This window comes from Xanthomonas sp. fls2-241-TYG-148 (assembly GCF_030208815.1).
In the GTDB taxonomy this organism is placed as follows: domain Bacteria; phylum Pseudomonadota; class Gammaproteobacteria; order Xanthomonadales; family Xanthomonadaceae; genus Xanthomonas; species Xanthomonas campestris.
In genome coordinates, this window is the sequence record NZ_JARVTE010000015.1 from 71,892 (window position 1) to 90,969 (window position 19,078).

Genomic DNA, 19,078 nt, shown 5'->3' on the forward strand with positions numbered 1-19,078 from the left:
GCAGCGATGATCAACGTTTGATGTTGGTGACAGGCGCCGTGCGCGGCAGTGGTGCGGCGCAGGCAGCAGATGCATCGGTAGGCACAGCGACTGCTCGCCTCAACCGCAAAGCGCATACGGCACGACAGCGGCGCCTGGCCGGCTGTCGTCTTGCGGCGTGCTTATTCCGTGTCCGCGTCCGCGGCGGCCTTGGCGGGCGCAGCTGCTGCAGCCGGGGTCTCCGGCGCGCCACGCTTCTTTTCACGGCGCAGCGGCGTGTCGCCCAGGCGCTCGATCGCACCGCCGGACTTCTGGAATTCTTCCAGATCGGCGGCCAGGCGCTGTTCGGACAAGCGCGGCTTGCCCGGCTGGTTGCTGACGGTCATCGACTGGCGGCGGGAATTATTCATCGCAAATCCTCATGCGTTGTAGAGCGTCAAGGGAATGCCCCGCCGGCGTTGATCGTCGTAGGTGGCACGCACGTCGCGGCAATACGGCCCGGACATGACGAAGCGACGGCAGATCGCCGGGCGCGTTTCGTAGATGGAGCAACACATGCGCGCGGCATCAATGGCCACGCACCAGCCTTCCTCGTCGCGCGCCATCACGTGCCAACCTTCCGGTGTCACGCTGGTCAGATGGTGTGGGATGCGGTCGGTTGGATCGACCAGGACGGTGAGCCGGCAACAGACGGCGTCGCAGCGTTCGCAGAGATTCTTGATGGAAAAGGCCAGAAAGATGAGGAGGCGACACCGGACTCCGGCCGCCCTTGCACCATACACCCTGGGCGTATCCGGGTGTGAACCGTACCCGGGCGGCAGCTGTATCAGACACGTCAGGCGGCGCATTGGCGTGGATGTAGATGGCACCGCGCTTGATCGCCTGGGTGCCGAATTGAAAGCTGCGCCGATGCACAGCGCCGCACGTGCACGCTCCGCATGCAATGCGCCGGCCAGGGCCCCGATGTCGATCCGCATCGCGCGGGAAAGGCCAGCTGCGTCCATCGCCTCGTGCTGAGAGTGCGGCGATGCCAAGCGCCACGCTCCAGCCAATCGGCAACGCGTTGTGTTTGTGCAGCACATGCGAAGGCGGTTTTCACTGCCATTGGCGATGCACGGCCGTAGCGTGTGCGAGTACGCGGGTCTGTCTACCCGCCCTGCAGGAGAACCCCATGAGCACATCCCATTCGACCCCGTCCACGCACGCCGCCAACACGCAGCACGAGCAGGCGCACGAGGAGGACAAAAAGCAGGACGAGCGCCAGGACGAAGCGGTGGAAGAAACCTTCCCGGCCAGCGATCCGGTCTCGCCGTTCGTACCGGCCAAGGCGCCGGACTGAGCGCCGCTATCAAAACGACTGCGCAGCGGCCAGGCGGGCGTGGCCAATGCTCGGAATCGGCAGGTACCCCCGTACACGCCGATTCCTCCGCGCCATCCGCACCCACCTGACGACTGCGCGCTACGTTGTTGGCCGCGCTAAAGCAATCCAAGGGCGCTGTACGCGTCACTCAGCATCAACGGCATGAACGACGACGGCGCGGCCCTCAGGGACCGCGCCGTTGCGCTTTCTGCAGGATGCGTGTGCCGATCAGGGCGTCAGCACCACCTTGCGGCAATCGTCCTGCTTCTTGTCGAATACTTCGTAGCCACGCGCGGCCTCGGCCAACGGCAACCGGTGCGAGATGATGGCACTGGGCTTGAGCTCGCCATTGCCGATGCGCTCCAGCAGGTAGGGCATGTGCTTCTGCACGTGGGTCTGGCCCATCTTTAAGGTGAGCCCTTTGTCGAACGCATCGCCAAACATGAAGGCATGGATGAAGCCGGCATACACACCGGGCACGCTCACCGTGCCGCAGCGGCGAGTGGCGGCGATGCATTGGCGCAACGCCACGCCGCTGCTGCCTTCCAGCTTCAAGGTGGTCAACGCGGTTTCCAGCGCACTGCCTTCGGCTTCGAACCCCACCGCCTCGATGCTGGCATCCACGCCGCGGCCATCGGTCTGCGAGACGATGATGTCAGCCGGGTCGTCGATTTCGTCGAAGTTGATCGGAATGACACCGTAGGTGCGCGACGCGAAGTCCAGCCGGTAGGCGTGGCGGTCGACCATGAACACCCGTTCGGCGCCCAGCATGCGGCAGCACGCCGCCGCCATCAGGCCGACCGGGCCGGCGCCGAAGATGGCCACGGTGGAACCCTGCTTGACGCCTGCGTCCACCACCGCCTGATAGCCGGTGGGCAGGATGTCGGAGAGGAACAACACCTGCTCATCGTGCAGGACATCGGGCACCACCAGCGGGCCGACATTGGCCTTGGGTACGCGCACGTATTCCGCCTGCCCACCAGACAAACCGCCATAAAGATGGCTGAAGCCAAACAATGCCGCAGGCGGACGCATGTCCTTGTGGTTGAGCGCCGCACCCTTGCCGGTGTTGGTGGTTTCGCAGGCCGAAAATTCCTGCAGCAGGCAATGGAAGCACTGGCCGCACGCCACCACGAACGGAATCACCACGCGGTCGCCCGGACGCACTGCGGTGACATCGGGGCCGACCTCTTCCACGATGCCCATGAATTCGTGGCCGAGAATATCGCCAGGGCGCAGGTCAGGAATCTTGCCGTGATACAGATGCAGGTCCGAGCCGCAGATCGCGGTGGCGGTCACCCGCAGGATCAGGTCGTCGCGTTCCACCAGCAACGGGTCGGGTACGGCTTCAACCCGCACATCGCGCGAGCCGTGATAGTTGAGGGCGAGCATGCAGTTTCTCCGTGAGCGCCGGCGGTCAGCGGCGAAGCACGCAGTGTTGATGGGGCGGCGTTAAAAACGTCAGCACGGCGCGTGCGTGCGATGTGGACGCGCACGCGCAGCGACGTGGTGTTGATGCGCAGGTCACGCGTGGCTAACCCCGCCGCTCGCAGGCTGGATCGACTCGCACGGTGGCTGTCAGCAGCTCACGCCGCTGGCCATCTTCGACAATCCACACTCTCCAGGAGATCGCAATGGGAAGCATCTTGAAGCTCGTGACCGCCGGCGCCGTGGGCGTCATCGCCTACAAGGCCTGGCAGCGCCGCCAGGGGTTGGCGACTGATACGCAGCAGGCCGATACGCAGCAGGACGGCAGCACGCCGCCGCACGGCGACCCGTTGCGCGGTGCCCTGCAGAATGACGCCCAGCGCGATACGCAACACGGGGCAGGCGGTCGCGCGCAGGCGCTCGGTGCGTTGTCGGTCTTCCACGAGCAGGAGCGCACCCTGGCGCAGCTGGCCGTCACCAAGGGCGTGGTTGGCGAGGTGCTGGAGTTCGCCCGCAAGATGGACCAGGCGCATAGCGCCGCACTCACCGACCTCAGCCGCTTCGGGCCGGATCGCAGCAGTGCGCAGGCCAAGTCCACGCTTGCGCAGTTCGAAACCGGGCGCAAGCGTCTGGACGGATTGCATGCACAGGAGTTCGAGCGCGAATACCTGCAGGCTTCGGTGATCAGCCATGAAAAGGCGCTCGCCGTGCTGGACGCGCAGGTCAGCAGCGAGCCGGGCTCCAGCGACCTGGGCAAGGAGCTCAAGCGCGAGCGCGACATGATTGCCGAACACTTGGAACACGCGCGTGGGCTGAAGGCCAAGCGCACGCAGACGCATTGATCTAACCACCAGCGATCCGACCACCAGCGCAGCCAGCGGAAATACGCGAACGGAAAACGCCATGAGCACAGCAGACGCAAACCGCAAACCCACCGACATGGAACACGTGAGCATCAGCGAGGAGTGGGAGCTGCAGTATTGGGCCCGCGAACTGGGCATGTCAGAGGACGATCTGCGGGCTGCGGTTGAGGAGGTCGGCAATGTCACCACCAAGCTGCGGGATTATCGGCCGCCGCATTGAGCGGTGTGTGATGTCTGCTTGCAGGCTGCGCCTGGCCGAGCTGTAGGTGCGTGTTGCCGGGTGCCTGCTGAGTTGATCAGTAGTGGAAGTGATGGGAAACAGGGGCGGCCACGGTCGCCCTTGTTCTTTTTGCGTCGGCAGATCGCATTTGAGGGCATCGATTGCATCCGAGCCAGTTGCACATGCGTGGGTACACGAGGCGCAAGGTGCTTGTTCCCCCCTTTACATCCTCGTGTTCGTTCGACCACCAAAGTCATGAGAAATTGCTGCACACCGGCACTCGTCCTGTGCTCGGCTGCGTGACGATTTGCTGCGCTGATGTGATTCTGATGGTGGCTTAGCGTGGTGTCGTCAGATACCGAGATCGATCCCAAAGCGCAGGCAGCGCGCCCCGTAGCTGGCAGCTGCGCGCATTAAATCGCGGAAGCTCTGTCCGAGCCGACGCGGCATCAATTCTTCATGGCCCCCTCGTCGCTCAGTCCCCTGGTGGGCTACGAGCAGCACTCGCTGATGTTTGAGTAGCTGCCCGAAGGCGGAGATGGCAGGGCAACGTTTCGCATTCGCATCCTGCCTGTGCCGCCGCGTCTTAACTGAGGCCGCTTCGTCTCACTGAATGATCTAAATGTGTCTGCGCGTACTCAGCGCCACGCTCCGGATATAGGCTTACGCTGCTGCCACGCTTCTCAACCGCAGGTCTACTTCAGCCCCGCAACGCTCAGCAACACAAGCCTGCACGCAGCGATGCCGGCCCTCAAGCATCCTCCGCCACCGGCTGTTCGAAGCCCGCCGCCTGGCGTTGCCATAGGCTGTCGAACACGCCGCCGCGTCCACGCAGTTCGGCCGGGCTGCCGTCTTCGACGATGCGCCCGTCCTGCAGCACCACGATGCGGTCGAAGCCGATCACTGTGGACAAGCGGTGGGCTACCGCCAGCACCGTGCGGCCGCGCATCAGGTGGTCCAGCGCGGACTGGATCTCTGCCTCGGATTCGGTGTCCAGCGCGGAGGTGGCTTCGTCCAGGATCAGGATCGGGGCGTCCTTGAGGAACGCACGCGCAATGCCCAGGCGTTGCCGCTGGCCGCCCGACAGCATTACTCCGCGCTCGCCAACCAGCGTGTTGTAGCCCTGCGGCAGTTCGCGGATGAAGCCATCGCAGAAGGCGTGCCGTGCTGCGGTGTGGACCTCGGCATCGCTGGCTTCCGGGCGGCCGTAGCGGATGTTGTCGGCGATGCTGCGGTTGAATAGCGCGGTTTCCTGCGGCACCACGGCAATACGGTCGCGCAGGCTGTCCTGGCTCACGCTGCGGATGTCCTGGCCGTCGATCAACACACGGCCCGATTCCACATCGTCCAGCCGCTGGATCAAGGCGATCAGCGTGGACTTGCCGGCGCCGGATGGGCCAACGATGCCCACCTTCTGCCCGGCAGGAATGTGCAGGTCCAGTGCCTCGATCACCGCCGGGCGGTCCGGGTAGGCAAAGCGCACGCCTTCAAAGCGCACGTCGCCTTCGGCCAGCGCCAGCGGTGCATCGGCATCGGGCAGGGCGTGCGGCTGCAGGATGATCTGCAAGGTATCGGCGATGGCGCCCAGCTGCTGCGTGGTGTCGACCAGGGTCAGCGCCAGGTCGCGTGAGCCGTGCAGGATGCGGAAGGTCAAGGCGCTGACCAGCACCACATCGCCGGCACTCACCGCACCGCTGCGCCAGGCGCTGATCGCCCAGATCAGCATGCCGCCCGCCATGATCGACAGGCAGATGTCGTGGATGACGCGGGCTTTTTCCACATACATCCAGCTGCGCCGGTGCGCGACTGCCTCGTGGCCGATTTCCTGCGCCAGGCGTGCGCTCTCGCGGTCGCGTGCAGCAAAGGCCTTGATCGTCCACACGTTGGACACCGCATCCACCAGCTCGCCGCCCACGCGTGCGGCCTGCGCGGCAAAGCGCTGGTGCTTGGCACGGCCGCGGATGCCGAAACTGGTGATGATCGCGGCCACCACCGCCACAAAACCGATCAGGGTGGCGGCCATGCGCCAGTCCACGGTGAACAGCACCACGATGGCGCCGATGAAGTCGACGATGGGCGGCAGGATCTTCCACGCCAGGCCGCCGTAGATCTGCCCGGCGGCGGTGCCCAATGCGGTGATGCGGTTGCCCAGCGCACCGGCAAAATGCTCGGTGAAATAGCGCATCGGGTGGCCGGTGAGATGGCGGAATAGGTCCACCCGGATATCCACCACGCTGGCCACCACGGTGCGGCAACCCAGCCAGCCACCCAACCGCCAGAACAGGTTTTCCACCGCAATCAACCCGATGAACAGGCCCAGCGGCGTCCACACATCGGCCTGGGTGCGCTGATCGGTGGACATGGCATCCACCAGTAGCTTCATGCCGTACTGCACCGCGACCGCGCAGCCGGCCGCGCCAATGATCAACACCAGCAGACCACCGAAGTGCCATGGGCGTTGGCAGATGTAGTGCCACAGAAAACGTGCCGGCCTGGCCGGCAGCAACTCCGATTGCGCGGCGGCGGCGGTACTCATGTGGCGATGTCGTCCAGGGCAAACTGTGGTGCGGAGAACCCGAAGCGCACCTGTTCGTGGCGCAGCTGCGCGGCCAGTTCGGCATGCACCTCGCGCTCGCCGGCCGCATCGGCGTAGCCGAGCAGCCCGGTGAGGCAGTGACGGTTGTTCTCCCAGCCGGGGTAGTCGAGCACCGGATACAGGCACAGCCCTTCCATCGCCACACCGCGCTGCAGCGCCAGCGCCACTTCGCCGCCCACGTGATCGAGCCAGCGGGCGCGGTGGTCGCCTTCGGCGCCGGTTTCTGCCACTACGATCGGGCGTTGATAGCGCTGCCAGATCTCGCCAAGCATCTCCGAGAACGGGCGGTAGTCGGGCGAATCTGCCGCGATGGTGGCCCCGCCCAGATACCACTGATTGTTGGAGTAGTAGTTCACGCCAATCATGTCCAGGTACTGCGGCGCGCCGCCAAGGCCCGGCCATTGCGTGCCGGACAGCATGTCCCAGGCTTCGAACTGCGCCTGCCGCAGGCGTTCGGCTTCGCGCCGTGGCCCGGGGCGGTCGTTGGACGCGGCCACATGGATCGCCGGGTCCACCTGCACGAAGCGCGCGCGCGGCTCCACGCTGCGCACCGCCTCGATCGCCGCGATGCTGGCGCGCACCAGTTGGTGCTTGAGCTCGAAGCCACGCCCGCGCGCCAGTGGATGCATGCGGCCCTGATCGCCACCGGCCCAGGCCCAGTACGAAATCTCGTTGAGCGGTGCATACACCGGCACCGCGTCGGTTTCGTTCTTGACGCACTGCGCCACCGCAGCGCTGAAACGCGCAAAGCGCTCCACGAATTGCGGCCGCCAGATATCCACGTCATCTGGCCACCCGTAATGGCACAGGTCCCAGATCACTTGGGTGCCGGTGGCCTGCGCCGCATGCAGCATCGGCAGGAAGCTGGACCAGTCGTAGTGGCCGGGCCGCTGCTCGATCAGATGCCAGCGCAGCCCATCGCGTACGGTGCGCAAGCCATGCGCGGCCACCGCGCGGTAGTCGTTGGCCGCCCAGCGATCGTGCCGGGTGCCGGCAATCAGATCGAGCCGGCGGCCATCGCGGCGGCGATGGGTCGAGCACTCGAAACCGGCCATGAAAAAACTGTCGAACACTGTGGGGGTATGCATCTCACATCCTGCTGCACGACGCGCGCCGGAGCCACGTCGCATCGTCAAACCAGTGGCCGGCAGCACGTGGCTGCCGGCTAGCGCGGTCATGCCTCATGCGGCGAGTTCGGCGCGGCGCTTGTGCTCGGCATCTTCGATGCGCTTGTACAAGGCCAGTGCCTGCCCCACCACCTGGTCCATGTTGTAGTACTTGTAGGTGCCCAGCCGCCCAAGGAAGGTGACGTTAGGCGTTTCCGCGGCAAGTCGCTCGTAACGCCGGTACAGCTCGGCGTTTTCCGCGCGCGGAATAGGGTAGTACGGGTCGCCCTCGGCAGACGGGTATTCGTGGGTGATGCTGGTCTTGGGGTGCTGCTGGCCGGTGAGGTGCTTGTACTCGGTGATGCGGGTGTAGGCGACCTCCTCGGCAGGGTAGTTGACCGTGGCCACTGTCTGAAACTGCTCCTGGTCCACGGTGCTGTGTTCGAACTTCAACGAGCGATACGGCAGCTTGCCGTAGCAATAGTCGAAGTACTCGTCGATGGGCCCGCAGTACACCAACTGGTCGTAGTCGAGCTCGTCGCGGATCTCGCGGTAGTCGGTGTTGAGCATCACCTTGATGTTGGGGTGGTCGAGCACGCGTTCGAACATACGCGTGTAGCCGTGCAGCGGCATCTGCTGGAAGGTGTCGGTGAAGTAGCGGTCGTCGTCGTTGGTGCGGGTGGGCACGCGCGAGGTCACCGACTTGTCCAGCTGCGAGGGATCCAGACCCCACTGCTTGTGCGTATAGCCACGGAAGAAGGTCTCGTACAGTTCGCGGCCCACCTGGTTGATCACCACGTCTTCGCTGGTGCGGATCTCGGCCACCGGTTCGGCGCGGCTGGCCAGGAACGCGGCGGCCTCCTCTTCGCTACGCAGCTGCAGGCCGTAGAGTGCGTTCAAGGTGGTCATGTTGATCGGGATCGGTACCTGCTGCTCGCCCACCTGCGCCAGCACGCGGTGTTCGTACGGCCGCCACTCGGTGAAGTTGGACAGGTAGTCCACGATGCGCTGCGCATTGGTGTGGAAGATGTGCGGCCCGTAACGATGAATCAGCACGCCGGCATCGTCGTGGAAGTCGTAGGCGTTGCCGCCGATGTGCGGGCGGCGGTCGACCACCAGCACGCGCTTGCCCAGGCCGGCGGCCAGGCGCTCGGCCAGCACGCTGCCGGCAAAGCCGGCGCCGACAATCAGGTAATCGAAACCACGCCGGCGGCCGCCGCCGCTGCGCTCGGGGGCCAGCGGTGCGCCGCCGGAAGCCTTCAGGGTGTCCATGTGATCTTCTCCTTCATCAAATCGTAGGTGTGATCCCAGGACATATCGCCCAGCACCGCGTCGGCGCGTTCCAGCAGCTGGTCGCGGTTGGCGCTGTCCTGCAACGCGGCCTCGCAGGCGGCGATGAATGCAGATGGGGTCTCGGCGATGTGCACCACATCGGTATCGCCGTAGGTGCGCACCACATCGTGGATGGGCGTGGACACCACCGGGCAGCCGCCCGCCAGGTATTCGGGTGTCTTGGTCGGGCTGATGTAGCGCGTGGAGGCGTTCAACGCGAACGGCATCAACGCCACGTCCCAGCCGGAGAGATAGCCGGGGAGTTCGTCGTAGGTCTTGCCGCCCAGGTAATGGATGTTGCTGACACGCGGCAGCTCGGCCGGGTCGATCTTGACTACCGGGCCGATCATCACGAACTGCCACTGCGGGCGCCGCGCGGCGATCTCGCCGAGCAACGCCACATCGAAACGCTCATCGATCACGCCATAGAAGCCCAGGCGCGGGTGCGGGATGTCGGCCTGATCCGGTGGGTCGTCCTGCGCAGTGCGCGCAGCGGCGAAATGCGCCACGTCTACGCTGCTCGGGAACGGGTGCGCATTGGCGTGCAGGGCGCGCTTGGCTTCCCAGATGCTGTAGCCGCCGGTGAACACCACATCGGCGCGCTGCAACAGCTCGCGTTCGCGCTGCACCAGCTCCGGCGGCGCGCCACGGAAGGCCGACAACTCGTCCATGCAGTCGTAGACCACCGTGCGTGCCTGCAGGTGATCGCTGAAGCGCAGGCTTATCGGCGTGTAGTACCACAGCACCAGATCGCGCACGCCCAGCTCGGCTAGGTAGCCGTCCAGCAACTGGCGCTGCACCTGCGTGGCGGCGTCGCCGTCGCAGCCGGCCGGCAGCCGCGGCACCAGTACCTGCACGCCGCCTTCTTCGCCACGCACCTGCAGCCAGGGCTCGGGCTCGTCGCAGGCGATGGGTTCTTCCCAGAACAGCAGGTTGGCGTCTTGCGCAAAGCGCGACATCAGATGTTGCGGGCGCTGGTAGACAAAACTCCAGCGCAGGTGCGACAGGCACAGCAGGGTCGGGCGTGTGGCATCGAACTGCGGTGTGGTCGCCGATGGCACGGCACGGCGGCTCTTGCCGATGTCGTATTGAAAGTGTCCAGCCCAACTCATGCAAGGTCCTCGATCGGGGGAAGGGGAATGGCGCCTCAGGCGCCGGAATGCCCGTGTGCGGGCAGCAAGGCACGTGCGGGCTCGTGACGGCGGCGGCCATCGCTGCCGGGCAGCAGCTTGCGCAGCGGCGCCACGCGTTCGCCCATCGGCGCGGTGGCGCGTGGGCGCACCAGGCGCGATTGCGCATAGCCTTCCGGATGCAGCGACTGCCAGCGCCAGGTATCGGCACACATGCGCTCCAGGTCGTACTGCGCCTTCCAGCCGAGCAGTCGGTTGGCCAGCGCGGTGCTGGCGTAATACACCGCCACGTCGCCATCGCGGCGCGGGGCAAACTGCAGCGGAATGTGCCGCCCGCTGGCCCGCTCGAAGGCGGCGGCAACTTCCAGCACGCTGTGGCCCCGGCCGGTGCCCAGGTTGACCACCAGCCCCTGGCGCTCGTGGTGCAGATACTCGATGGCATCCACATGCGCGCGCGCCAGATCCATCACGTGCAGATAGTCGCGCACGCCGGTGCCGTCCGGGGTGGGGTAGTCGTCGCCGAACACCTGCAGCGCATCGCGGCGGCCCACTGCCACCTGGGCGATGTACGGCATCAGATTGTTCGGCACGCCACGCGGGTCTTCGCCGAGATATCCGCTGGGATGCGCACCCACCGGGTTGAAGTAGCGCAGCAGTGCGGCGTTGAATTGCGGCCAGGCCGCGCTCAGGTCGCCGATCATTTCTTCCATCATCAGCTTGGTGCGCCCGTACGGGTTGATCGCCTTCAACGGCGCGCGTTCCTCGATCGGGCTGGTGTTCTCGTCGCCGTACACGGTGGCGGACGAACTGAACACCAGGTTGGCCACCCCGGCAGTGCGCATCGCACGCAGCAGCGCCAGCGTGCCGGTGACATTGTTGTTGAAGTAGCGCAGCGGCTCGCGCACCGATTCGCCCACCGCCTTGAGCGCGGCGAAGTGGATCACCGCCTCGATCCGCTCGCGCTGCATCAGCTCGGCGAGCTCGGGCGCACGCACGTCCATGCAATGAAATGCCGGGCGCGCGCCAATCAGGTGGGCCAGGTGATCGAGCACGCGTTCTGATGAATTACTCAGATTGTCGACGACGCAGATTTCATGCCCGCGCCGCGCCAATTCAACGCAGGTGTGGGAGCCGATGTAGCCGGTACCGCCGGTGACCAGGATTCTCATTGCTGTGGGCCTTGTGGGGGCGCGGGCGCGCAAGCTAGCCAGTGGCGCGTGCTGCGCCGGATCGCACGTCCGGGTGCGCATGTGTGATGGCCCTGATTCCCAAGGCGCACTGCTTCACCGCCGCGTGGTGCCTGCGGCAAGAAGTGGCGACGCGGAAGAGGTCATGCATCACGATCCAGTGGTGTCTACGGTATGGATCGCGCCGTTAGAAGAAACGCAACAGCAAGTATGCGCAGCGCGAGTGCGGCCTTGACCGGAAAATCACGCATGGACGCGGCTGCCAGATGCCGTGTCTGATGTGCGCGCACATGCAGTGATGCGCAAACAAAAACGCCACTCGAGCGAGTGGCGTTGTAGAACGCGAAAACGCTGTGTTGGTCAGAGCGTGACCGCACCACCGGAGATGGTGAGCAAGGTGCCGGAGGTGTAGCTGGCAGTATCGGAGGCCAGCATCACGTAGGCCGATGCAAGCTCCACCGGTTGGCCGGGGCGGCCCATCGGTGTTTGCGAGCCGAAGCTTTCCACCGATTCTTCGTCCATGCCGGCGGGAATGAACGGTGTCCAGATCGGGCCCGGCAGCACCGCATTGACGCGGATCTGCTTTTCGGCCAGCACGCCGGCCAACCCGATGGTGAGATTGGCCAGCGCACCCTTGGTTGCGCCATAGGGAAGGATGTTCGGCGTGGGCTTCTTGGATTGCACCGAAGCGGTGTTGATGATGGAACCGCCGTCCTTCATCAACGGCACCGACAAGAGCACCAGGTTGAACACTGCGTGCACATTGGTATCGAAGGTCTTGCGCCACTCGTCCAGGGTGATTTCTTCGAAGCTTTGGAAGTACTTCTGGTAGCCGGCGTTGTTGACCAGGATGTCCAGCCCGCCGAATTCGCTGTGGACCTTGTCGATCAAGGACGCAGCCTGGTTGGGGTCGCTGATGTCGCAGCCCACCAGCAGTGCGCGCACACCGGCCTTTTCGATCAACGCACCGATGCGTGATGCGTCTTCCTGCTCATCCGGCAGGAAGGCGATGGCCACATCCGCGCCTTCGCGTGCATAAGCGATGGCCACGGCAGCGCCAATGCCGCTGTCGCCACCGGTGATCAACGCGCGCTTGCCTTTCAGTTGCCCGTGGCCCACGTAGCTGTCTTCGCCGTGATCCGGGCGCGGGTCCATCTTGTCGGTCTTGCCGGGGAAGCCTTGCTGCTGCGGCTTGAACGGCGGGCGCGGGTAGTTGGGCACGGGCATGGTGATCTCCTGACGGGGAAGGAAGCTGGACGGTCAGTGTGGCCACGCAGAAGTAAACATCGGGCATAGGCGATGTCGCCGCGATGTGTGTTGGCTACGCACACCGCCGCGCGGCACTCACTCGCTGCTGATTGCGTCGGCTCACCACGCAGTATTCATGCGTTTTTGCTGTGCTTGCTCGAATACTTTCGGCATCAGAGGAGCGTACAGATGATCTTTCGTCGTCATGGTTTGTCGTTGTGTCTGCTTGGGCTGACGCTGTTGTTTATCGCCGCACAGGTGTATGCGGGGTTGCATGCCTATAACGAGGAACTGGCACAGTTGGGCCAGGCAACCCTGACGCTGGGTCAGTACCTGCGCAGCGGGCACTTCATCTCTGCGTTGTTTGAAAACTGGGAAAGCGAATTCCTGCAGATGGGCATGTATGTGCTGCTCACCGTCAAGCTGCGCCAGGTAGGCTCGGCCGAATCGCGGCCGCTCGATCCTGATGAAGAAACGAGAGAGATTGCACCGGGCCGCACCCCGTGGCCGGTGCGCAAGGGTGGCCTGTGGTTGCGCCTGTACGAGCACTCGCTGGCCATCGCCTTCGGTGTGCTGTTCCTGCTGAGCTTTGTGCTGCATCTGCTGGGAAGCTGGCGGCTGGAGCTGGCCGAGCGCACGCAGCAGGGCCTGCCACCGATCAGTTTGCTGCAGCACTTCACCGATGCCGCGTTCTGGTTCGAGTCGATGCAGAACTGGCAGAGCGAATTTTTGGCGGTGTTTTCGCTGGTGGTGCTGACCATCTGGTTGCGTCAGAAGGACTCGCCGCAATCCAAGCCGGTGGCCGCACCGCATTCCCAGACCGGTGGCTGAGGGGCGCTGCCTTCACGCAACGCTGCCGCACCTTCACCCTTCGGCAATGCGCACGTGCCTAGCGTTGAGCACAACGACACTGTGTCCAGAGCGGAGTGCATATGGGGACCGAACCAAAAAAACCGTGGGGTCCGGAAGACGACCAGAAAAAGCCGTTCACACCACAGGAGCGGCGCAACGAGGACGTCAAATGGAAGGAGCACGACATGCCCGATGAAGACCGTGACGTCAACAAGGCCGACCCGGAGCACGACTACGAACGTCCGGACGGCTCCGAACGGCGTTGACCGCCGCGCATCGGTGCAAATAACAACGCCCGCATCGTGCGGGCGTTTTTTCATGTGGCGGAAAACGCAACGCGCACGTCAGCATCAATGATGGTGGTAGCCCACATCCGCAGCGATCTTGCCGCGGAACACCCGGTACGACCACGCGGTATAGCCCAGCACCAGCGGCAGCAGCACGATCAAGCCCACCATCGGGAAGATCTGCGATGACGGTGGCGCTGCCGCCTGCCAGATGGTGTAGCTCGGCGGCACCAGGTATGGCCACATGCCCAGCACCAGGCCGATGAAACCCAGCACGAAGATCGCCAGGGTCAACAGGAACGGCGAGGCATGGTTGCGCGAGGTGTTGCCGGCGCGCCACAGCAGCATCGCCACCACCGCGGTGATCACCGGGATCGGCGACAGCCACCAGAAGTTGCCGTGTTCGAACCAGCGCGCCATCACATGTGAACTCAAGAACGGCAGCCACGCGCTGACCAGCACCATGAAGGCCACCACCACGCCCACCAGCGGGCGGGTGAGCTGGCGCGCCAGTTCGTGGGTGCGGCCATCGGTCTTGAGGATCAACCAGGTGCTGCCGAGCAACGCATAACCGAACACCAGCGCCGCCCCGGTGAGGATGGTGAACGGGCTAAACCAACCGAACACACCGCCGACGTAGCGGCCGTTGTCTAACGCCATGCCTTCCACCAGTGCGCCCAGGATGATGCCTTGCGCAAAAGCGGTGAGCATCGAGCCGCCAATGAACGACAGCGTCCACAGCCGCCGCGAGCGATGTGCCTTGAAGCGAAATTCAAACGCCACGCCGCGAAACACCAGCGCCATCACCATCAACAGCACCGGTAGATACAGCCCGGAGAGGATCACCGCATAGGCGGTAGGGAACGCCGCAAACAGCCCGGCCCCGCCAAGCACCAGCCAGGTCTCGTTGCCGTCCCAGATGGGCGCGGCGGTGTTCATCATCAGGTCCACTTCCTGCTCGTCGCGTGCGAACGGTGCCAGCATGCCCAGCCCCAGCACGAAACCGTCCAGCACCACGTACATCAGCACGCCGAAGCCGATCACGCCGAACCACACCACCGGCAGCCAGTAACTCAGGTCCATGGCGCGTGCTCCTGTTCCAGGGATTCATCGGCCGCCGACAACGGCCGCGCAGGCGTGTGTTCGCCGCTGGCCACGTCCGGGCCATCGCCGCGCGGTTGCGGGCCGGTGCGGATCAGCTTGGCCAGGTACCAGATACCCCAGCCGAACACGAAGGCATAGCCGGCCACGTAGACCGCCAGCGACACCGCCACCATCGCGGTCGATTGCGGGCCCATCGCATCGGCCGTGCGGAGCAGCCCGTACACCACATACGGTTGGCGGCCGATCTCGGTGACGAACCACCCGGCCACCAGCGCAATGAAGCCCGCCGGCAACATGAGGTTCCAGGCAATGATCAGCGGGCGCGCGTGCAGCCGTCCGCGCCACCACGCGATGGCCGAGATCCAGGCCAGCAACAGCATGGCCATGCCCAGGCCCACCATGATGCGGAATGCGAAGAACACCGGCGCCACCGGCGGGCGCTCGCCGCGCGGCACGGAGGTGAGCGGGGCGATTTCGCCATCCAGCGAATGGGTCAGGATCAGGCTGCCTAGCCGCGGGATCGCCACTTCGTAATCGTTGCGCTCGGCCTCGGCATTGGGCACGCCGAACACCACCAGCGGCACGCCATTGCCGTCGCCATCGCTGTGCCAATGCGCTTCCATCGCCGCCACTTTCATCGGCTGGTGTTCCAGCGTGTTGAGTCCGTGCTGGTCGCCCACCAACACCTGGATCGGCAACACGATGGCGGCAAACGCCACCGCCAGCCGCAGCATCAGCGCCGCCGCGTCCACATGCTTGCGCTTGCGCAGGTAGTACGCGCCCACGCCGCCCACCACAAAGCAGGTGGTGATGAACGAGCCCAGCGCCATATGGGTGAGCCGGTACGGGAACGACGGGTTGAAGATGATCTGCAGCCAGTCCACCGGATGCACCACGCCGTTGACCATGCTGAAGCCGCGCGGGGTGTGCAGCCAGCTGTTGGACGAGAGGATCCAGAAGGTGGACACCAACGTGCCCAGGGCCACCATGCAGGTGGCAAAAAAGTGCAGCCGCTCGGACACGCGCCCCCAGCCAAACAGCATCACGCCGAGGAAGCTGGCCTCCAGAAAGAACGCGGTGAGCACTTCATAGCTGAGCAGCGGGCCGATCACCCCGCCAGCGATGCGGCTCAGCTCCGGCCAGTTGGCGCCGAACTGGAACGCCATCACGATGCCGCTGACCACGCCCATGCCGAACGACACCGCGAAGATCCGCAGCCAAAAGAAATACAGGCGCTTCCACACGTCGTCGTGGCTGCGCAACCAGCGCCATTCCAGAAACCCCAACAGGCTGGCCAGCCCGATCGTGAAGGCGGGGAACAGCACATGGAACGAAATCACGAACGCAAACTGGATGCGAGAGAGCAGCAACGCGTCCACAGACATCTCCCTAGAGGGCGGGCTGGGCAAGCGCGGGCAGGCCAGCCGCACCGGCCCCGCTGCGTGCGACGCCGGCACAGGCCGCACGCAGCAAGCAACCACGCTGGCTGAGTGCAGCTGGCACCGCAGCCGGCATCACACCCACCCGGCGCGCAGGTGCGCCGCGCTGACGCGGCACCGCGCGAACAGGGTCCGCGCCCTGGCCGGGCGCGACCGTGATCGGCTGCACAGATCGGCGTTCGCGCGCTGCCGGGCGCTGTCGCGCCGCGGGTTCAACCACGACGCAGATGGCGCAGGCAGCGCGGGGCCAGCCAGTCCGCCAGAACCGCGTTCATCGAGCCCGGCGTCAGGCACAACGCGTCGCGCACGGCGGCAATGACCTGCTGGTCGGTCAGCTGGGGATGCGCATTCCAGGCATCGCAGACCGCGCGGATGGTTGCCTCCGGGATGCCGTCGAACGGGTAATAGCCAAGCTCGCCACGGCGGTGCTCGGCACGCCAGTGGGCCAGTTCCGCCTGCACATCTGCACGCGGATGCGCAGTGCGTGGCTGCGCCGAGAGTGCATTCATAGGACACCTCATCACCTGTGTCGCCTCAGTGTTGGCAGCCTGCGCGCAGGTGCACGTGAGCGGTTTCTACACATGGTGCTGACACGCGGTGCGTAATTTGTGGGTAAGTCAGTCGCCCGGGCGGGAGCCCATGAAGGGTTCAGTCCGATGCGTCACGATGCATTGGCTGCCGCTGACTCCGCTGGCATCCTTGCCGCTTCGTTCTGAATCAACCGAGCTGATCCATGGCTCCGTGCCACCGGCCGCAGATTTGCGGTCGCTCAGGCCCAACCCTTTGCAGTACTTGGCGCGTGTGCGGGATTGGCACGCCGACCGGGCCGGACCATGACGCTTGGCACTGGTAGAACCCGCTGTGGCCGGCGAACGTCCGAAGGCGGTGTGGCGAGCTCTAGCCGCAACCGGGGCAAGCGTGGGATGGTTCCGCTGTCAGCGGGTGAAGGACCGGGGGGTGACAGGCTGCGATCTTCGCGCCGTCGTCACAATTTTCAACCGAACATGTACTAGTCATTGCGGACAGAAGCGCCTATGGACCGTCTTTCCTGCGCCATCATCGACGACGACGTGGAGTTCTGCGATCAGGTGGTGGAGCTGGCCACCGATAGCGGCTTCCGCGCCAAGGGGATGCATTCGCTTGGCGAAGCCAGCCATTGGCTGGACAGCAACTTCCCCGATCTGCTGGTCGTCGACGTCGGCCTGCCCGACGGCAGCGGCTTCGACCTGATCGAGCGGCTCGACCCGGACCACACCCCGCAGATCGTGGTGGTGTCCGGCGACTACGCGCGCGAGACCCAAGGCCGTGCGCATCAGTTCGGTGTCAGCGAGTTCCTCACCAAGCCGTTCGCCCCCGAGCGTCTGGAGCGGGTGCTGGGCGGGCTGCGTGAGGCGCAGCAGGGCAACCTGGGCATCGTCGGCAACAGCGACAGCATCGTGGCGCTGCGCAAGGACATCGTGCGCGTGGCGCCGACCGATCTGAACGTGCTGGTGACCGGCGAAACCGGCACCGGCAAGGACCTGGTGGCGCGCGCCATCCACCGCGTGTCCGGGCGCCGCGGGCGCTTTGTGCCGGTCAACTGCGGCGCGATTCCGGAAGAACTGCTGGCCAGCCAGTTGTTCGGCCACGAGCGCGGCAGCTTCACCGGTGCCGACCGCCGCCATGCGGGCTTTTTGGAACAGGCGGCCGACGGCACGCTGTTCCTGGACGAAATCGGCGAGATGCCGATGCGCCTGCAGGTGTACCTGCTGCGGGCGATCGAGTCGCGCACCTTCATGCGTGTGGGCGGCAGCGAGGAGATCCCGTTGAATGCACGCGTGGTGGCCGCCACCCACCAGCGCGTGCAGCGCGACCAGGCGGTGCTGCGCGAGGACCTGTTCTATCGCCTCAACGAATACCCGATCCAGGTGCCGCCCTTGCGCGAGCGCCGCGGCGATGCGCGCCTGCTCGGCCTGCGCGTGATCGACGAGCTCAACGCCACTTATGGCAAGCGCAAGTTGCCCACCAAATCGCTGTTGCGCTATCTGGCCCACCACACCTGGCCGGGCAACGTGCGCGAGCTGCGCTCGTTCATCCGTTACCTGTACCTGCGCACCGATGGCGACCTGCTCGTCGCACCCGAGGTGGAGCAGACCGTGCCGCAGGCCGACGAAGACGGGCTGCTGATTCCGGCCGGCTGGACCATGCGCCAGGCCGAAGACGCCATGATCGAAGCGGCGCTGGCACGCACCCGCTACAACAAGAAGGCGGCTGCGCGCGAACTCGGCATCAGCGTGCGCACCTTGCACAACCGCCTGAGTGACAAGGACAACGCGTGAGCGATGCGGCCCACCTGCGTCGCCGCGAGCTCATGCATCAGTTGCGTAACCGGCTCAATGTGATGGGCTTCGCGCTGTATTCGCTGCGCGCCGAAATCCCTTCCAAACCGCTGGACACCCTGCGCACCGCGCACCAGTCCGCGGTGGAGCTGCTCAACCAGCTGGGCGAAGAAGAACGCGCGCTGCAACCCATAGAAACCGCGCCGGATACGGCCGATCAGTGATGTTCGACGGGCGCCTGCTGGCGGCTGAGGAGCGTGGTGATGGTGCGCGGGTTGTAGGGCTTCATGCAGTACGACAGATGCGCATACCGCGGCGGCAGCGTGTAGCGGTCGTAGCCGGAGCAGAACGAAAACGGCACCCCACGCGCCAGCAACGCATCGGCCACCGGGAACACCGCCTGGCCGCGCACGTTGACATCCAGCAGGGCGCCATCGATGCCGATCCCCGATGCCACCAGTGACAGTGCTTCGGGCACGTTGCCCACCGGTCCCACCACCTTGACACCGGCCTCGGCCAATAGATCGTTGAGCGATTCGGCCAGCAAATAATCGTCTTCGACCACCAGGATGCGGCGGCCGCGCAAGGGGCTGTCGTGCATGGGATGACTCCGGTAAGACGCTAAGGTG

At 65.2% G+C, this 19,078-nt stretch carries 20 protein-coding genes and 1 other RNA gene; 8 read left to right on the forward strand and 13 right to left on the reverse strand.

From position 1 onward, the window contains the following. Positions 1-161: 161 nt before the first annotated feature. Both QRM60_RS15645 and QRM60_RS15650 read right to left on the reverse strand, forming a co-directional pair. Positions 162-389: a hypothetical protein gene (locus QRM60_RS15645; RefSeq protein ID WP_012439383.1), complete on the reverse strand. Its 228-nt coding sequence runs from the start codon at positions 387-389 to the stop codon at positions 162-164. A 9-nt stretch (positions 390-398) separates the two neighbouring features. Further along, positions 399-650, reverse strand: coding sequence for a YkgJ family cysteine cluster protein (locus QRM60_RS15650; protein ID WP_029217180.1), 252 nt, complete (start codon positions 648-650; stop codon positions 399-401). Positions 651-1,150: 500 nt separating this feature from the next. Here QRM60_RS15650 and QRM60_RS15655 point away from each other — a divergent pair, with 500 nt between their 5' ends. Both QRM60_RS15655 and QRM60_RS15660 read left to right on the forward strand, forming a co-directional pair. Continuing rightward, positions 1,151-1,318, forward strand: coding sequence for a hypothetical protein (locus QRM60_RS15655; RefSeq protein ID WP_068573785.1), 168 nt, complete (start codon positions 1,151-1,153; stop codon positions 1,316-1,318). Positions 1,319-1,379: 61 nt separating this feature from the next. Next, positions 1,380-1,452: non-coding RNA, sX9 sRNA (locus QRM60_RS15660), on the forward strand. A 115-nt stretch (positions 1,453-1,567) separates the two neighbouring features. On the opposite strand, the gene QRM60_RS15665 is transcribed toward QRM60_RS15660, so the two are convergent. After that, positions 1,568-2,731, reverse strand: coding sequence for a zinc-dependent alcohol dehydrogenase (locus QRM60_RS15665; protein ID WP_285446560.1), 1,164 nt, complete (start codon positions 2,729-2,731; stop codon positions 1,568-1,570). Between the two features lie 242 nt (positions 2,732-2,973). On the opposite strand from QRM60_RS15665, the gene QRM60_RS15670 reads away from it, so the two are divergent. Continuing rightward, positions 2,974-3,609 (forward strand): DUF4142 domain-containing protein, encoded by a 636-nt coding sequence (locus QRM60_RS15670; protein ID WP_285446561.1) that lies wholly within the window; start codon positions 2,974-2,976, stop codon positions 3,607-3,609. A gap of 61 nt (positions 3,610-3,670) precedes the next feature. Continuing rightward, complete coding sequence (locus QRM60_RS15675) at positions 3,671-3,850, forward strand: DUF3606 domain-containing protein (RefSeq protein WP_012439379.1); 180 nt, start codon at positions 3,671-3,673, stop codon at positions 3,848-3,850. A 751-nt stretch (positions 3,851-4,601) separates the two neighbouring features. Here the strand turns inward: QRM60_RS15675 and QRM60_RS15680 are convergent. From QRM60_RS15680 to QRM60_RS15705, 6 genes are all read right to left on the reverse strand, one after another. Next, positions 4,602-6,386: an ABC transporter ATP-binding protein gene (locus QRM60_RS15680; protein ID WP_285446562.1), complete on the reverse strand. Its 1,785-nt coding sequence runs from the start codon at positions 6,384-6,386 to the stop codon at positions 4,602-4,604. Then, positions 6,383-7,534 (reverse strand): beta-glucosidase, encoded by a 1,152-nt coding sequence (locus QRM60_RS15685; protein ID WP_285446563.1) that lies wholly within the window; start codon positions 7,532-7,534, stop codon positions 6,383-6,385. Before QRM60_RS15685 ends, QRM60_RS15680 begins: the two co-directional genes overlap by 4 nt. A 93-nt stretch (positions 7,535-7,627) precedes the next feature. Beyond that, a complete protein-coding gene (glf, locus tag QRM60_RS15690; protein ID WP_285446564.1) occupies positions 7,628-8,824 on the reverse strand; it encodes a UDP-galactopyranose mutase in 1,197 nt (398 codons plus the stop codon). Further along, positions 8,812-9,996, reverse strand: coding sequence for a glycosyltransferase family 1 protein (locus tag QRM60_RS15695; protein WP_285446565.1), 1,185 nt, complete (start codon positions 9,994-9,996; stop codon positions 8,812-8,814). The genes glf and QRM60_RS15695 overlap by 13 nt, the downstream gene beginning before the upstream one ends. Positions 9,997-10,031: 35 nt before the next feature. After that, entirely contained in the window at positions 10,032-11,183 is a 1,152-nt protein-coding gene (gene galE, locus QRM60_RS15700) for a UDP-glucose 4-epimerase GalE (RefSeq protein WP_285446566.1), read from the reverse strand. A 378-nt stretch (positions 11,184-11,561) separates the two neighbouring features. Then, positions 11,562-12,428 carry an SDR family oxidoreductase gene (locus QRM60_RS15705; protein WP_285446567.1) on the reverse strand — a complete coding sequence of 289 codons (867 nt, stop codon included), beginning with the start codon at positions 12,426-12,428 and terminating at the stop codon, positions 11,562-11,564. 210 nt (positions 12,429-12,638) lie between these two features. Here QRM60_RS15705 and QRM60_RS15710 point away from each other — a divergent pair, with 210 nt between their 5' ends. Together QRM60_RS15710 and QRM60_RS15715 are read left to right on the forward strand one after the other, a co-directional pair. Further along, positions 12,639-13,280: a DUF6766 family protein gene (locus QRM60_RS15710; protein ID WP_285446568.1), complete on the forward strand. Its 642-nt coding sequence runs from the start codon at positions 12,639-12,641 to the stop codon at positions 13,278-13,280. 101 nt (positions 13,281-13,381) lie between these two features. After that, positions 13,382-13,567: a hypothetical protein gene (locus tag QRM60_RS15715; protein ID WP_012439371.1), complete on the forward strand. Its 186-nt coding sequence runs from the start codon at positions 13,382-13,384 to the stop codon at positions 13,565-13,567. Positions 13,568-13,651: 84 nt separating this feature from the next. On the opposite strand, the gene cydB is transcribed toward QRM60_RS15715, so the two are convergent. The 3 genes from cydB to QRM60_RS15730 all read right to left on the reverse strand — a co-directional run bounded on the left by cydB (position 13,652) and on the right by QRM60_RS15730 (position 16,640). Next, a complete protein-coding gene (cydB, locus tag QRM60_RS15720) occupies positions 13,652-14,671 on the reverse strand; it encodes a cytochrome d ubiquinol oxidase subunit II (RefSeq protein ID WP_012439370.1) in 1,020 nt (339 codons plus the stop codon). Beyond that, the gene (locus tag QRM60_RS15725; protein WP_285446569.1) at positions 14,662-16,071 is read right to left on the reverse strand and encodes a cytochrome ubiquinol oxidase subunit I; all 1,410 of its coding nucleotides are present in this window, start codon (positions 16,069-16,071) and stop codon (positions 14,662-14,664) included. The genes cydB and QRM60_RS15725 overlap by 10 nt, the downstream gene beginning before the upstream one ends. 272 nt (positions 16,072-16,343) lie before the next feature. Then, positions 16,344-16,640, reverse strand: coding sequence for a hypothetical protein (locus tag QRM60_RS15730; RefSeq protein WP_285446570.1), 297 nt, complete (start codon positions 16,638-16,640; stop codon positions 16,344-16,346). Between the two features lie 525 nt (positions 16,641-17,165). Here QRM60_RS15730 and QRM60_RS15735 point away from each other — a divergent pair. Both QRM60_RS15735 and QRM60_RS15740 read left to right on the forward strand, forming a co-directional pair. Beyond that, positions 17,166-18,449: a sigma-54 dependent transcriptional regulator gene (locus QRM60_RS15735; protein WP_014506450.1), complete on the forward strand. Its 1,284-nt coding sequence runs from the start codon at positions 17,166-17,168 to the stop codon at positions 18,447-18,449. Continuing rightward, positions 18,446-18,673 (forward strand): hypothetical protein, encoded by a 228-nt coding sequence (locus QRM60_RS15740; RefSeq protein WP_285446571.1) that lies wholly within the window; start codon positions 18,446-18,448, stop codon positions 18,671-18,673. The genes QRM60_RS15735 and QRM60_RS15740 overlap by 4 nt, the downstream gene beginning before the upstream one ends. Here the strand turns inward: QRM60_RS15740 and QRM60_RS15745 are convergent. Further along, positions 18,667-19,050: a response regulator gene (locus QRM60_RS15745; protein WP_040941887.1), complete on the reverse strand. Its 384-nt coding sequence runs from the start codon at positions 19,048-19,050 to the stop codon at positions 18,667-18,669. The two genes, QRM60_RS15740 and QRM60_RS15745, sit on opposite strands and share 7 nt — an antisense overlap. Between the last annotated feature and the right edge of the window lie 28 nt (positions 19,051-19,078).

Bases quoted from the DNA above. Each gene is read 5' to 3' on its own strand.
- QRM60_RS15645 (WP_012439383.1), bottom strand. From the start codon at position 389: ATGAATAATTCCCGCCGCCAGTCGATGACCGTCAGCAACCAGCCGGGC.
- QRM60_RS15655 (WP_068573785.1), top strand. From the start codon at position 1,151: ATGAGCACATCCCATTCGACCCCGTCCACGCACGCCGCCAACACGCAG.
- QRM60_RS15665 (WP_285446560.1), bottom strand. From the start codon at position 2,731: ATGCTCGCCCTCAACTATCACGGCTCGCGCGATGTGCGGGTTGAAGCC.
- QRM60_RS15670 (WP_285446561.1), top strand. From the start codon at position 2,974: ATGGGAAGCATCTTGAAGCTCGTGACCGCCGGCGCCGTGGGCGTCATC.
- QRM60_RS15675 (WP_012439379.1), top strand. From the start codon at position 3,671: ATGAGCACAGCAGACGCAAACCGCAAACCCACCGACATGGAACACGTG.
- QRM60_RS15680 (WP_285446562.1), bottom strand. From the start codon at position 6,386: ATGAGTACCGCCGCCGCCGCGCAATCGGAGTTGCTGCCGGCCAGGCCG.
- QRM60_RS15685 (WP_285446563.1), bottom strand. From the start codon at position 7,534: ATGCATACCCCCACAGTGTTCGACAGTTTTTTCATGGCCGGTTTCGAG.
- glf (WP_285446564.1), bottom strand. From the start codon at position 8,824: ATGGACACCCTGAAGGCTTCCGGCGGCGCACCGCTGGCCCCCGAGCGC.
- QRM60_RS15695 (WP_285446565.1), bottom strand. From the start codon at position 9,996: ATGAGTTGGGCTGGACACTTTCAATACGACATCGGCAAGAGCCGCCGT.
- galE (WP_285446566.1), bottom strand. From the start codon at position 11,183: ATGAGAATCCTGGTCACCGGCGGTACCGGCTACATCGGCTCCCACACC.
- QRM60_RS15705 (WP_285446567.1), bottom strand. From the start codon at position 12,428: ATGCCCGTGCCCAACTACCCGCGCCCGCCGTTCAAGCCGCAGCAGCAA.
- QRM60_RS15710 (WP_285446568.1), top strand. From the start codon at position 12,639: ATGATCTTTCGTCGTCATGGTTTGTCGTTGTGTCTGCTTGGGCTGACG.
- QRM60_RS15715 (WP_012439371.1), top strand. From the start codon at position 13,382: ATGGGGACCGAACCAAAAAAACCGTGGGGTCCGGAAGACGACCAGAAA.
- cydB (WP_012439370.1), bottom strand. From the start codon at position 14,671: ATGGACCTGAGTTACTGGCTGCCGGTGGTGTGGTTCGGCGTGATCGGC.
- QRM60_RS15730 (WP_285446570.1), bottom strand. From the start codon at position 16,640: ATGAATGCACTCTCGGCGCAGCCACGCACTGCGCATCCGCGTGCAGAT.
- QRM60_RS15735 (WP_014506450.1), top strand. From the start codon at position 17,166: ATGGACCGTCTTTCCTGCGCCATCATCGACGACGACGTGGAGTTCTGC.
- QRM60_RS15745 (WP_040941887.1), bottom strand. From the start codon at position 19,050: ATGCACGACAGCCCCTTGCGCGGCCGCCGCATCCTGGTGGTCGAAGAC.